Genomic DNA, 14,093 nt, shown 5'->3' with positions numbered 1-14,093 from the left:
CCAGGCGCTTTAAGAGATAAATGAGAGGCTGTCGATTCATTGTGGACAACCAAGTGGAAAGGGAAAAGATTACCTTCTGGCGAGTTTTGTCTGGAATCCCTTACCTTACAATCGTTATTCAATCAAGGGATTCCGGACAACCTGTTTGAGCAGAAGAAGGTAACTTTTCACTTGGAACGGCCTGCTAACACTTCTACACAACGAATCGACAGTCTCGTAAACCGCCGCTAACAGCTGCAACCAAGCGACAGGTGCTAACAGCTGCTACTGCTAACGGTTGCAAACCGGAGCTTACCAGATACAAAGAAAGGGGGAGCGGAGATGGATAAACTGCGGCGGCTATTTGCGAATACAACATTTAAAAGGAAGCTTTATCTATACTCGCTCCTCCTTTATATTGTCCCTGTACTTGTGCTCGGTATGCTGTCCTCGATGATCGCATCCCGCATGGTGCAGGATGAGGTGGACCATAACCATCAAATTATCCTGAAGCAGATTCAGTTTCAGGTCGACCGGTTTCTGCAGACGCTGGAGAAAGCGTCGATCGAGCTGGCCAACAACTCCTTGATCGAGAAATCGGTCCAGCTCGGCCCCTCCATGCAGACGTACGATCTGACGATGGACGCGTTCGAGCTTGTGCAGAAGCAGCGCAGCTTCTCGGAGATCCGCTACGACATCTCCGTCATCTACACCGGTTTCAATAAAGTGTATTCCAATCGCAACGGCAACGGCTTATACGCTCTCGACGATTTTCAGTACCGCGATATCGTCCGGCAAATCAGCGCGCAGTATAGCACGCAGGTCGTCATCTCGCCGCGGACGTATCCGAACCAGGACGAGCTGCTGGTCATTCGCCCTGTGCCGCTGTTTTATTCGGAGAAGCCGGACGGGTACTTGATGCTGCACGCCCCGTCGGACTTGCTGAGCAACTTCGTGCAGAGCGTTCAGCTTGGCGAACACCGCAGGCTGCTCGTGCTCGACAAGGACGGGACCGTGGCCGCCAGCCACAATCCGGACGAGATCGGCACCCGGATCTATTCGACCGAGCTGTACCGGTATTGGAGCGACCCGGACGGGGCGCCCTCGATCCTTCATTTGGACGGCACCGATTACAAAGTATCGATGGAGCGGTCGGCTTTTAACAACTGGACGTATCTGGCTCTTACCGACAATGAGATGTTAACCGTTAAGGCCAAACGCATCCAGTCGCTCACCTGGACGATCGTCGCCATTTTGGTCGTGTTATGGATGCTCATCGCCTTATTCGGAGCCAAATGGATGTATGTCCCGATTCAGCGGCTGTCGGCCAAATTTTCGGGAGACGGGAATGGGAACGGAAGGGGAGGGAAGGCGCAGCAGGACGGCCTGGAGGCGCTCGATTCGTTTATTCATCATGTCGTGCAGACGAACGACCGGCTGCAGCACCGGTTGAACGAGCAGCTGCCGTATTTCAAAGAAACGGTACTCCAGCAGCTGCTTCGCGGAGAGATGGACGACCAGGATATCCGCGAGAAAACGGAACAGTTCGGCTTTCCGTTGAAAGGAAGCTGGTTCGCCGTCGCGCTCGTCGACGTAGACGAGTTCGGCCGGTTCCGGGAAACGTACCGGGAAAAGGACCGGTCGCTGATGCTGTATGCGCTGCGCAAAATGTGCGAGGAGCTGTGCGAGCACGAGCCCGCCTTCACTTGCATCACCGCTGCGCCGCTTCCGGGACAAGTGGCGATCGTCATCGGCCTGAACCGGATCAGCGACGCCGTCGAGGGCGAGATTCGCGAGATGGTCGGGCAAATTAACGGGAAGGTCCGGCAATATTTCCAATTTTCCGTGACCGTCGCCTTAAGCCGTCCCGTGCAAAGCTACCGGGGCATCAGCGAGGCGTACCAGCAGGCGCTGGAACTGCTGAGCTACCGGCTGCTGCTCGGCCACAACCAGCTTATTACGAGCCGCGAGCTGCTGCCCTCTGTCCAGCAATCCCGGACCGCGATTATCAAGCGGCAGAAAAAAATCGTCGCCAGCATCGCCCAAGGCGATCTGGAGACCGCCGGGGTCGAGCTGGAGGAGATGATGCGGGAAGTGCCGCTGTACGTGCAAAACTCGGAGACCGTGCTCGGGCTGTACGCTTACTTGATCGGAGAGCTGGAAGTCCGGATTCAGGAGATGGGACTTGATCCGAAGGCATTTTTCCCGGACGATCCGTACAAGGAACTGTATGCCAAGACGAGCATTACCGAGGTGACGGAATGGCTGACGGGAACGATTTTCCCGGCGGTCGCCCGGCATATGGGAAGCTTGCGCACGTCCAGGCAGAAGTCAGCGATCCAGCAGGTTCTCGCCTATATTCACGAACGTTACGATACCGACCTGTCGCTTCAGCATGTGGCCGATCATTTCGGGATGTCGCCGTCCCTGCTCAGCCGGACCTTTAAGGAAGAGACCGACGTCAATTTCGGAGATTACCTGATCCAGTACCGGATGGAGAAAGCGAAAGAGCTGCTCGTCCATACCGACATGCCGATCAAGGACATTTCGGAGAAGCTGTGCTACACGTCCGTACAAAACTTTACCCGGATTTTCAAGCAAACCGTACAAATTCCTCCCGGGCAGTACCGCAAGCAATTCCGCGATCACGATGACGAACCGGGACCGGAGGAAAATCAAAAATAGCACTTTTGTACCCCTGAACGACTGCGAGCAGACTCTGCTTGGCGGTCGTTTTTCTTTTGCTCCGATCTGCCGGTCCCCCAATCCGCCAATTCGCCGATTCGCTTCCCTGAAACACTCCGGAGACGCTCCCCATTCCTGCCGTTTTATGCCTGTTCCCCTTTACGATATCTTTATCTTTTCGCGTTAATTGTTTATCATCTCCGCGCCTGCAACAGATAATTGCGATTAAAAACGCATGCGGGGTATGCTACGGACAAGAGACAGCCAAGACCGACGAGAAGGGGGACAAAACAAAGAGATGAATACGGAATCAGCCGCAGTTCTTTCGGGACAGGCAGAGGCATCGGTATGGAAGCGGATGCGGGCCCGGTTATGGAAAGACCGGTACTTGCTGCTGCTCGGACTGCCGGGACTCGCTTATTTCCTCGTATACAAGTACGCGCCGATGTTCGGGCTGTATTTGGCTTTTATCGACTTTAATCCGTTTCAGGGGATATTCAACAGCGAATGGGTGGGTCTGGAGCATTTCCGGCGCATATTCGAAGACACGGAGGTCGTAAAGGTTCTTTGGAACACGCTGTACTTATCGTTCCTGCAAATCGCATTCGCGTTTCCGATGCCGATCCTGATGGCCCTTATGCTGAATGAGGTGCGAAATCAGGTGTACAAGCGCGTCATCCAATCAATCATTTATTTGCCGCACTTTTTGTCGTGGGTTGTCGTAGTGGGTATTTGGATCATCTTCTTCCGGGGCGAAGGGCTCGTCAACATCTTCTTGCGGGATTCGCTAGGCTGGGAAACGATTCCGTTCATGACCGATCCGTCCTACTTCAAGCCGATGATCATCACGCAGGTGATCTGGAAGGAAGCGGGCTGGGGGACAATCATCTTCCTGGCGGCGCTCGCGGGAGTGAATCCGAGCCTGTACGAAGCGGCCGTGATGGACGGCGCCAGCCGGATGCGGCAAATCTGGCACATCACGCTGCCTGCGATCCGTTCGACGATCGTCATTATGCTGATTCTTCGTCTGGGCACCGTGCTCGACAGCGGCTTCGAGCAAGTATTTCTGATGCTCAATCCGTTTAACGAGGAGACGCAAAACGTTCTCGACACCTTCGTGTTTTTCAAGGGGATCCAACAGGCGGACTACAGCTTCGCTACGGCGGTCGGCATGTTCAAAGGCGTAGTCGGGCTTGTCCTCGTCATGGCGGCGAACCAGCTGGCCAAAAAATTCGGCGAAGAAGGCGTGTACTGATGGTGACCGGAAAGGAGACTGCAGCATGAAAGACAAATCGATATCCAGCCGGGTGCTCGATTTTACCAACTATATTTTGCTTGCGGTTACGGCACTCGTGATGCTGTTTCCGTTCGTATACGTCGTAGCCGTATCGTTCTCGTCCTACAAAGAATATATGCAGAGCGATTTTATGCTCATCCCGAAGGAATGGGTGCTGGACGCCTACGAATTCATTTTCGTATCGAAATCGTTCATTCGCTCGTTATGGGTGACCGGGCTGATTACAGTCGTCGGGACGATCGTCAATCTGGCGTTTACGTCGACGTTCGCTTACGTCTTGTCGCGTCCGGTGTTCGGTCAACGCACGGTAACGTTTATGGTGTTGTTCACGATGCTGTTTAACGCCGGCATGATCCCGACCTATCTGGTCGTGAAGGAAACCGGCCTGATCGATTCGATCTGGGCGCTCATATTGCCGGTGGCGATTACGCCGTTTTTCCTGATCATCATGCGGCAGTTTTTCCAAAGCATTCCGAGCGAGCTGCACGAAGCGGCTCATATCGACGGGGCCAACGACCTGCAGTCGTTCCGGCGCATAATACTGCCGCTGTCCAAGCCTTCCTTGGCGGCGTTCGGACTGTTCTACGCGGTGTATCACTGGAACAACTATTTCTCCGCGATCCTGTACATGAACGACCAGCGCTGGTGGCCGATCCAAGTTATTTTGCGGCAAATCGTCGTCGTAAACGAAGCGCAAAATACGCTGGCGAACGGACAGATTCTGCTCGAGAACGCTCCGCCTGCGGAGACGATCCAGATGGCTGCGATCATTGTCGCGACCGTACCGATTCTGATCGTGTATCCGTTTCTGCAAAAGCATTTCGCCAAGGGGGTGATGCTCGGATCGGTCAAGGGGTGATCTTTTACTCCATTGCATTCGGTCTATCCAGGAAGTTATTAGTTCAACTTAGATATGCAAAATAGTAGGGAAATCATCAAGTGCAATCATTCCATTACGGGAAGGGGATCAATTCAACATGGCAATGAAAAAAGTATTGGCAGCCGGCCTGATCGTCGCGCTGTCGGCAACGGCCGTCGCTTGCGGAACCGGCAAAGAAGCAGAGAAACCGCCCGCAGCGGGCGCGAATAACGAAGGTCAGGCGGGGGCTTCCAAGAAACATACGATCTCGATGATCGACTACCGTTACGGAGCGCTGCCTCCGGCCGACGGCAAGGGCATCCAGATGATTAACGAGAAGTTCAACGTCGACTACAAGCCGCAATACGTCGTGCGTTCCGACTATGTTCAGAAGCTGAGCGCCGTTGTCGCTTCCGGCGACATCCCGGATATTATCGTGCTTGAAGCGCCGGACGCCAACTTCTACAAATGGGCGAAGCAGGGTGCGTTCCTGCCGCTTAACGAATATATGGACAAATACGAGTCGTTCAAGCTCATTCCGGAGAACGTGCGCAAGTCGGTTTCCGTGGGCGGCAAAATTTACGGCATCCAGAAGTATTTGACGGAAACCTACGAATTGACGCCGATGATCCGGACCGACTGGCTCGAGAAGCTGAACCTGAAAATGCCTACGAACTACGAAGAGCTGAAGCAGGTGGCGATCGCGTTCACCAAAAACGACCCGGACGGCAACGGCAAAGCCGACACCTACGGTCTTGCAATGGCGGAGAACATCAACCCGCAATATGCGATGGGCACCTACTGGGACATCAACGCCTGGTATCATAAAAACGATCAGGACCAGCTGATCCCGGGTTTCATCTCGAACGCCCGCAAAGAGCATGTTCAGTGGCTCGCCGACTTGTACAAGGAAGGCGCCATCACCAAAGACTTCGCGCTTCTGAACTGGACGCAGGTTAACACGAAGGAATTCTACGGCGGCAAAGCGGGTATCTTCATCGGAACGCCTCGCGGCATGAACCCTACTTGGATGCAAGGTCTGGTCGACATTAACCCGAACGCCAAGCTGGCGCCGATTCCGATGTTCAAAGCGCCGGATGGAAGCCAGGGGTATACGACGACTCCGGGATACTACGGCGTAGTGATGCTCAGCGCGAAGCTGAAGGACGATCCGGAAAAAGTAAAACGCATTCTCGAGATGATCGACTATGGCCGGAAATTCTACACGCTGGAACAGCGTAACGCAAGCAACAAAGACTTTGACTGGCTGAACGGCCTTGAGAACCAAGGCTACAAAATTACAAACGGCGCCGTGCAAAGGGAAATCGAAGAAAAAGGCCTGGCTCCGATGAACTACTTGCCGGACAGCCGCATGTGGGCTCCAAGCGATGACGCGAACGGATATTCGAAAGAATATACGATTCCGCTGCTCCGCGACGTAGCCGCCCAGTTCGAAACGCTGCACAAAAACATGAAGCATTATGTCAACCCGGTCAATGCGGTGTTCTCCGAAACGAGAGCGACGAAAGACTCCGACCTGAGCAAATTCCTGTACACCGAGCAAACCAAGATGATCTTCGGCGAAAAACCGATTTCCGATTGGGATAAAATGGTGAAGGAATGGATGGACAAAGGCGGCTCTCAAGTGCTGAAGGAAGTGAACGATGCATTGAAAGATTCCGGCTACAAAGGTCCGGAGTGGAAATAAATGAAATGGTAAAAAAGACCCTGACCGATCGGATGATCGGATCAGGGTCTTTTTGGCGATCGTAAATTTTTTTGTAAATTTTCGTCTTAATATTGGAAATTTTTCAAATAAAAAGGTTTCGTTAGCTCTATTTGCTCAGAATTTGCTCAGTAAAAGGAGGTGATCCGATAAAAATCGTTCGAAATCGATTTGTTACTATAGACTTATATGTCGGTTCATGTCGAGTTCAGGAATCATTTATCGGACAGGCTCTTATCCGACTGTACATTTCCAATGAATGGACCGATCCAAGCTACCCTGCCGGAAAGAGGAGGGCTCTATGTCAGTCAGCATTATTTTGCTTGCGCAGCATGAACAGCTGCTAGAGATGTGTTTGTCCAGAATCCGCATGTACACAGATGCTCCTTACGACCTGATTGTGGTCAACGACGGGGCGATCGACGAACCCGAGAGCAAATGGCTGTCGAAGCTGGACTGTACGGTGATTACGAACGAGGTCCCTGCCGGTGTAGCGAGAGGCTATAATCAAGGCGCTTCGGCCGCAAAGGGGGAGCGACTTGTTTTTCTGCGTGATCACATGCTCGTTTCAGAAGGATGGCTGAACTCCTTGTCGGTATGTCTCGATCGTAATGAGGATGCCGCAATGGCCGGTCCCTACAGCAATGATGTAAGCGGAGAGCAGCATATGGCGGTTGCTTGCGGCAATATGCAGCAATTGGACCATACGGCCAAAGCGCTGCAATTGACGAGGGCCGGACACTGCAAGAAAGTAACCCGTTTGTTAAGCGGTCTTCTCCTCGTGAAACGGGACGCCTTCGAGCGGGTGGGCGGATTTGACGAGCGGTTCGGGCTGGAGTCTTTTGAAGACGACGATTTGTGTTATCGGCTGCTTAAGGAGGGCTTCAGTCTGTATATAGCGGAGGATTGCTTCGTACGTTATATGCCGCCTCCGCCCCTGTTCCCGGAAGACCCTCTTTGGTACAACCGCCAGCTGGAGCGCAACCGGACTTTGGCCAAGGAGAAGTGGGGCGTAGATATCTGCGAAGCGCTCAACCGCTGGGGCAGGCCGGTTACGGTGAGCCTGTGCATGATCGTCAAAAACGAGGAGGCGACGCTTGACCGCTGTTTGTCCAGCGTGTGCGAGCTGGTCGACGAGATTATTATCGTGGACACAGGATCGACGGACGGAACCAAAGAGCTGGCGGCCCGGTACACCGACCGGATCGCAGACTTCGAATGGGTGGACGACTTCGCCAAAGCCCGCAATTATGCATTCAGTCTGGCTACGAAAGAGTACATTCTGTGGCTCGATGCGGACGATGTCGTTCTTCCCGCGGACGCAGAGAAGCTTAGAACGGTATTATCCTCCCTGGAGTGGAATGTCGATTCCGTGTCCATGCACTATAATCTGTCGTTCGACGAGGAGGGGCGGCCTGCCGCAAGCCTGCGAAGGAACAGACTGGTGAAGCGGGAGCGCAACTTTAAATGGATCGGCATAGTGCACGAATATTTGGAAGTATCCGGAAACGTGATGTATTCCGACATTGGCATCACTCACCGCCGAATGCATAAGAACTCCACCCGAAACTTGCATATTTACGAAGCGCGTCTGGCATCGAATGAAACGTTTACGCCGAGAGACACCTTTTACTTCGCCAATGAGCTGCGCGATAACGGACACTGGGAGCGGGCTGCGGCCGTGTACGATCAGTTTCTGCAGATGCCTGGCGGCTGGGTGGAGGACAAAATTTCCGCCTGCGCCCGGGCTGCCGACTGTTTGGCAGAGCTCGGCCGGCTCTCCGAGGCGAAAAACAAAGTGATCCAGTCGTTCGCTTACGCCTTGCCGAGAGCGGAGCAGTGCTGCAGGCTAGGTTATTACTTCATGCAGTCCGGGGAGTATGAGGAAGCGTGCCTCTGGTATGAGCAGGCCCTGGCTCTCCCGAAGCCGAGCGAACCGAACGCGATGATCGAGCTGGCCTGCTGGACCTGGCTGCCGCATCTTCAGCTGTGCGTCTGCTATGACCGTTTGGGGCGGCGGGAGCTGGCCCGCAGCCATAACGAGCAGGCCGCTTCGTACGTTCCCAACGATAGCCGGGTGCTGGCCAATCGGCGGTATTTTCAACAAATATCCTAGAATTTTCGGAGGTAATGAGGAATGAAAGATAAGAAGCAATCCCTCTTTAAAACGTCTATGGCTTTTCTGGTCGTAAGTCAGCTTGCGGTATCCTCCTTCCCCAGCTTCGGTCCTTTGCAGCCCGCTACCGTACATGCGGCTTCCTTTGCGGATGTGGACCGTTCATCCTGGGCGTTTAAATACATCTCCAAGGCGGCTGCTTTGGGGCTAACCGAGGGGGACGGAATCGGCAATTTCAATCCGGACAGCCCGGTCAGTCAACAAGAAGCCGTTATTATGATCGTTCGCTTTCTGGGCGTTGAGGACGCGTCGCCTCTGCCGGCCAGTTTGTCGCTTGAGGTTGACGATTGGGCTAAAAATTGGGTTCTGATCGCTTTGGAGAAAGGCATACTCGTGAGAAGCGAGGAGTCGATTACGGGAACAGACTGGGGCAATCAGCCTGCGAGCCGCGAATGGCTGACCAGGCTGGTCGTTCGTGCGATGGGTAAGACTTCACAGGCCGAAGCGCTGGCGAATACGCCCGCACCGTTCGCTGACTCGGGCGAGATTTCCGGTTGGGCGGCAGGATATGTAAATGCGGCGGCTCAATTCAATATCATCAGCGGCTTCCCCGACAATACGTTCAAGCCCAAGCAGCCGATCACCCGCGCGCAGCTCGCAGTCGTGTTAAGCAATGCCGAGAGGCAGTCGGACCGGCAGTTGAACCGGGTTGCACGCGGGACTTTGGTGGAACTGACGGAGTCGTCGATTGCAATATTGAACCATGACGGTGCAAAGACGGAATTTAAGCTGGACGCGGATGCCGTGGTTTTCGCGGAGAGCGGAACCATTCTGGAGGCGGGTCAGCCTGTTACGGTCGTACATAACGGAAACACTGCATTTTTCGTAGAAGCCGCTTCGGAGGGCGCTTTGGCGGGACCAAAGGGTGACAAAGGAGACAAGGGCGACAAGGGCGATCCAGGTGAGAAAGGTGAAAAAGGAGAGCAGGGCGAGAAGGGCGAGAAAGGTGACAGGGGTGATAGCGGATCGGCGGGAGTGACAGGCCCGCAAGGTGCGCAAGGAATCGCAGGACCGCAAGGCGTAACGGGAGCGACCGGAGCCGATGGCGTAACGGGGCCGGCTGGCGCGATGGGCTTGCAAGGCGCAACAGGCGCAACAGGCGCAACCGGAGCTAATGGAGTAACGGGACCAACCGGCCCGGCGGGCCTGCAAGGCGCAACCGGGGCAACAGGAGCCGACGGAGTGACCGGGCCGACGGGAGCGACCGGGGCTGATGGAGTAACGGGACCAACCGGCCCGGCGGGTCTGCAAGGCGCAACGGGAGCAACAGGAGCCGACGGAGTGACCGGACCGACGGGAGCGACCGGGGCTGATGGAGTAACGGGACCAACCGGCCCGGCGGGTCTGCAAGGCGCAACGGGAGCAACCGGAGCCGATGGAGTAACCGGTCCGACTGGCGCGACCGGGGCTGATGGAGTAACAGGCCCGACGGGTCCGCAAGGTGCAACAGGAGCAACCGGAGCCGATGGCGTAACCGGTCCAACGGGTCCGACAGGAGCGACTGGCGCGACCGGACCGGCAGGAACAGGAAGCAGCACCATCGTACCTTTTGCATCAGGTGCGCCTATCACAGTTACGACTGTTGCCGGGGGATTATCGGGGGATGTAGTTGCTCTTGGTTACGGGAAGTCCGGTAATGTTCCGTCTCCATTAGGGGGAACGATAGATCTAACCGGTTCTGGGGGGGCAGAGACGAATTACGCTTTTGTTGTTCCTAGATCTGGAAAAATATCTTCGATTTCCGCTTTTTTCAGCACGACACAGGCTGCAACCTATATAGGAACAACTGTATCGATTCATGTCCAGTTATACAAGGCGGCTTTTAACAGCAATGTGTTTACGCCAGTCCTACCGGGGAACGGCATTAATCTGACGCCTGATATGTCAGGAATTATTTCAATCGGGAACATTTCAACAGGATCGCACAATTTACCAACTCCAGTTGATGTAGCTCAAGGCGAACGATTGTTATTGGTGTATTCGGCAACTGCTGCCGGTGTTAGTCTAGTTAATACCCTGCCAGGTTATGCAAGCGCCGGGGTAAGCATTGACTAGAGCGCTTAAAATGCCGATGGCAGGCGAGGCAGATCGGACCGGAAGAGGTCCGGTTTGCGTCCGTTCGATCGGAGCCTCAAGCATTTGGGAGGATGTATGGTATGAGAAAAATGGAAACAAATAAATTGCTGGTATGTACCCTTGCTTTACCTTTGCTCGTACCGCTCGCGGGCGCGCAGCCGGCTGTTGGCGGTTCTGTCCAGGTTCCGGGCGGGAGCGTCACTACGTCTACATACGGGTCAAGCACGGTAAGCCAGAACGTGTACGCTTTACCGCCGGGAAGCGTGATTCGGGATGTCACGCCTCCAGGGGCGCCTTTTCTAAAGCTTGAGGGCAAAACGGTCAACAGCATCAGCCTCAGTTGGACGGCTGCAACCGATAATATGGGTATAACGGAGTATGTGATTTATAGCCATACGGCTCCTGCAACGGTAACAACCGTCACCTATGGAACGTATGCGGCCTCCATTACAGGTCTTACGTCCGGGACCACCTATTCGTTCGCCATCGCGGCGAAGGATGCGGCGGGGAACGTATCGCCGATGAGCAACATCGTGACGGCAAGCACGCTGCCTCTCTCATCGGCTGACGCCCCGAAAATCGTTATGGGCCGAGCCAACTCGCTGCATACGCTTGCGCTCGATCGTGACGGCACCGTATGGTCATGGGGGTATTCCCGGTTAAGCCGCCTGGGCAGTCAATTGGCGGCATCCAGCTTTATCCCGGTGCAGATGCCGGAATTAACCGGGGTACGTGCAGTCGCTGCCGGGCATAACCATTCTCTGGCGGTTCGGGAGGACGGGACCGTGTGGGCTTGGGGTGACAATTCCTACGGCCAATTGGGGGACGGTACGACCGAGTCGAGGCGGAATCCGGTCCAGGTGCCGGAATTGCAGGACGTCATTGCGGTCCAGGCCGGCCAGTCGCATTCTCTGGCGCTCAAAAAGGACGGTACGTTATGGGCGTGGGGACTGAACGCTTACGGCCAACTGGGAGACGGCTCGACGGCCGACCGGTTGACGCCGGTTCAAGTGCCGGGTCTGGACGGGATCGTTTCGATCAGCGGCGGCGCCTTTCACAACCTGGCCGTCAAGAACGACGGCACGGTGTTCGCGTGGGGCCAAAATGGCTATGGGCAATTGGGAGACGGTACCTTAACCGACCGGAACTCGCCTGTGCAGCTCGGCGGATTAAGTCAGGCATCGGCCGTATCGGCCGGTATCTTCCATAGTATGGCCCTCCTGCAGGACGGAACGGTCTGGTCATGGGGAAACAATAACGAAGGGATGCTGGGAGACGGCAGTCATACGAATCGTTCCTATCCGGAGGCGGTCCCCGGCATTGGCGCAATCGTTCAAATCTCCGCCGGCGGCCTGCATAGTATGGCGCTGCAGGAAGACGGCTCTGTATGGACTTGGGGCTACAACAAAAACGGTCAGCTGGGAGACGGATCGAACCTGTCGCGCGCACTTCCGGTGAAGGCAATCATCCAAACACCGGTTCAATCGGTGACGGCCGGATACATGAGCAGCGGTGCGCAGACCCGGGAAGGCGCTTTTCTGACCTGGGGAGCGAATGATAAAGGCCAACTCGGCAATCGGACCCGTGAAGCACTCCTTAATCCGACACCGATCGTAATGGAGCTGTCCCGTCCCGAACAGTAATAAATGGAGTGACGCGCAAACCGTCAAGACACGATCACAAAAAGAGCTAAGTGCCGTTCCGGCGCCTAGCTCTTTTTTCGTAAAAGCGAACCGAAACATTCTGAACAAAGGAAAACTACCGCTTACGCGGGGTCATTCTAATGGGAAAAGGCTTCGCCCAGAAGCTTTTCTTAACAGTGTCAGCAAGTTTCCCAGGTTGCTCATCGTTATCGCTCGGCGCTGTGCCCTGCTTATAGGCGGAAGGAATGGGGTGAGCCGACCGCGGTCATGCAACAAATAAGAGTGGTTTGCAGCCTTTAGATTGTCCGAAACCCGCTTGGACAGCGAAATAAGAGCGCTTTGAAGCTCTTAAAATCGGCAAAAAGGCTGCAAACCCCATCAGTTGGTTGAAATAAGGGGCACAAACCGCCTTTATTCGGTTCAATCTTTCGACTAGGCCGAAAATAGGGTACCAGAGACTCTTATTTTGTGATAGAGCCCGTACGCATTACGTTTTTGTCGAAGCTGACACGACCTGCTCACAAGAAAGCTGTTTACGGGCCGCTTTTCAAGTCGTGTTGTGACTATAAACCTTACCCAAACTACACGATTGAGGGCGAGCGGCTGAAGCGAAGCTACCCATCTCTTTTCACACGCGCATATGTTGGGGTTCGGACTTCAAAGGACTGTCCAGACGCATTATCGGACGGTTTTATCTTAACTTTTTGACCTATTCTCCGAAAGAGGCTCCGCTCCCTGTGCCGTCGTCTCTTTTCCGGTATTCCTGCGGCGTCGCTCCCGTCTGCTGGCGGAACAGCGAATGAAAATATTTCATGTCCTGGTACCCGACCGCCGAAGCGATTTGCTGGACGGTCATATTTGTCGTCCGCAGCAGCTCGCAGCACTTCTGCACCCGCAGTTGCCGGACATACGAGATGAAGGATACGCCGGTAGCCTGCTTGAACAGACGCTGCAAATGGCTTTCGCTTAGCGAGGAGTGGTCCGCCACCTGAGCAAGCGAGATGTTGTCCTGAAAATGGGTCCGCACATAAGCGATAGCCCGCTGAATTTTGCTAACTCCGGCGGTTTCCGTCTTGGCAGGAAGCGTGCTCCGGTGCAGCCGGGCGATCAGTTGAATGAACGTGGACTGGATGATCGTTTCATACAGAGGCTGCTGCTGTTTGTACTCCGCCAGCATGGCGTGGAACATCTCGGTGAAAGCGCTGTCGCGATCAAAGTGGTGAAACCACGGCTGCTTCATCCGGTCTGGGGCGAATAAGGCGTTGTGCAGCTCGGAGCCCGGAGGAGGTACATCCGGGAAGCCGGATAAGGCCTGCAGCCGGAATACGCAGTTGATGATGCGCAAACTGCCGGTTTTGTCCGGAGAGGACGGCCGGTAGACGTGCGACGTTCCGGCGGGCAGCAGATAGATGTCGCCGCGTTTGACGCGTACGACCGTATCGTTGATGTACTGGTAGCCGGTTCCCCCGGTTACGAAGCTGATCTCGATGGCGTCATGCGTATGTTTCGGGATGCTGAACGCTTCGAACGCCTGGTTGACGAATACGTGCATACCGGGACGGAATCTTTGCTCCGACGAAAAAACGGGCTTCACGAACGATCACCTCCGCAGGTACGATACTTGCATTATATCCCTAAAAATAGGTTGCGGA

8 protein-coding genes are annotated in these 14,093 nt (G+C 54.8%); 7 read left to right on the top strand and 1 reads right to left on the bottom strand.

The annotated features are described in order from the left end of the window. Window positions 1-321: 321 nt before the first annotated feature. From AC3Y2E_RS13205 to AC3Y2E_RS13175, 7 genes are all read left to right on the top strand, one after another. Window positions 322-2,664: a helix-turn-helix domain-containing protein gene (locus tag AC3Y2E_RS13205; protein WP_379210918.1), complete on the top strand. Its 2,343-nt coding sequence runs from the start codon at window positions 322-324 to the stop codon at window positions 2,662-2,664. Between the two features lie 298 nt (window positions 2,665-2,962). Further along, window positions 2,963-3,919, top strand: a complete 957-nt coding sequence (locus AC3Y2E_RS13200) for an ABC transporter permease (RefSeq protein ID WP_379210916.1) — start codon at window positions 2,963-2,965, stop codon at window positions 3,917-3,919. Between the two features lie 25 nt (window positions 3,920-3,944). After that, window positions 3,945-4,820, top strand: a complete 876-nt coding sequence (locus AC3Y2E_RS13195; protein WP_379210914.1) for a carbohydrate ABC transporter permease — start codon at window positions 3,945-3,947, stop codon at window positions 4,818-4,820. Between the two features lie 118 nt (window positions 4,821-4,938). Continuing rightward, complete coding sequence (locus tag AC3Y2E_RS13190; RefSeq protein ID WP_379210912.1) at window positions 4,939-6,528, top strand: extracellular solute-binding protein; 1,590 nt, start codon at window positions 4,939-4,941, stop codon at window positions 6,526-6,528. Between the two features lie 319 nt (window positions 6,529-6,847). Then, on the top strand, window positions 6,848-8,662 hold the full coding sequence (locus tag AC3Y2E_RS13185; RefSeq protein WP_379210910.1) for a glycosyltransferase: 1,815 nt from the start codon (window positions 6,848-6,850) through the stop codon (window positions 8,660-8,662). Between the two features lie 21 nt (window positions 8,663-8,683). Then, window positions 8,684-10,777, top strand: coding sequence for an exosporium glycoprotein BclB-related protein (locus AC3Y2E_RS13180; protein WP_379210908.1), 2,094 nt, complete (start codon window positions 8,684-8,686; stop codon window positions 10,775-10,777). A 101-nt stretch (window positions 10,778-10,878) separates the two neighbouring features. Continuing rightward, entirely contained in the window at window positions 10,879-12,441 is a 1,563-nt protein-coding gene (locus AC3Y2E_RS13175; RefSeq protein WP_379210906.1) for an RCC1 domain-containing protein, read from the top strand. A gap of 709 nt (window positions 12,442-13,150) precedes the next feature. Here AC3Y2E_RS13175 and AC3Y2E_RS13170 read toward each other — a convergent pair. Further along, window positions 13,151-14,035, bottom strand: coding sequence for a helix-turn-helix domain-containing protein (locus tag AC3Y2E_RS13170; protein ID WP_379210904.1), 885 nt, complete (start codon window positions 14,033-14,035; stop codon window positions 13,151-13,153). Between the last annotated feature and the right edge of the window lie 58 nt (window positions 14,036-14,093).

It is taken from the genome of Paenibacillus sp. MAH-35 (genome assembly GCF_058135425.1).
The sequence above is the reverse complement of the archived record's forward strand: the minus strand, read 5'-3'. Positions and strand labels throughout refer to the sequence as shown.

Excerpts from the sequence above, each read along its gene's own strand:
- AC3Y2E_RS13205 (WP_379210918.1), top strand. The coding sequence starts at position 322 with ATGGATAAACTGCGGCGGCTATTTGCGAATACAACATTTAAAAGGAAG.
- AC3Y2E_RS13200 (WP_379210916.1), top strand. The coding sequence starts at position 2,963 with ATGAATACGGAATCAGCCGCAGTTCTTTCGGGACAGGCAGAGGCATCG.
- AC3Y2E_RS13195 (WP_379210914.1), top strand. The coding sequence starts at position 3,945 with ATGAAAGACAAATCGATATCCAGCCGGGTGCTCGATTTTACCAACTAT.
- AC3Y2E_RS13190 (WP_379210912.1), top strand. The coding sequence starts at position 4,939 with ATGGCAATGAAAAAAGTATTGGCAGCCGGCCTGATCGTCGCGCTGTCG.
- AC3Y2E_RS13185 (WP_379210910.1), top strand. The coding sequence starts at position 6,848 with ATGTCAGTCAGCATTATTTTGCTTGCGCAGCATGAACAGCTGCTAGAG.
- AC3Y2E_RS13180 (WP_379210908.1), top strand. The coding sequence starts at position 8,684 with ATGAAAGATAAGAAGCAATCCCTCTTTAAAACGTCTATGGCTTTTCTG.
- AC3Y2E_RS13175 (WP_379210906.1), top strand. The coding sequence starts at position 10,879 with ATGAGAAAAATGGAAACAAATAAATTGCTGGTATGTACCCTTGCTTTA.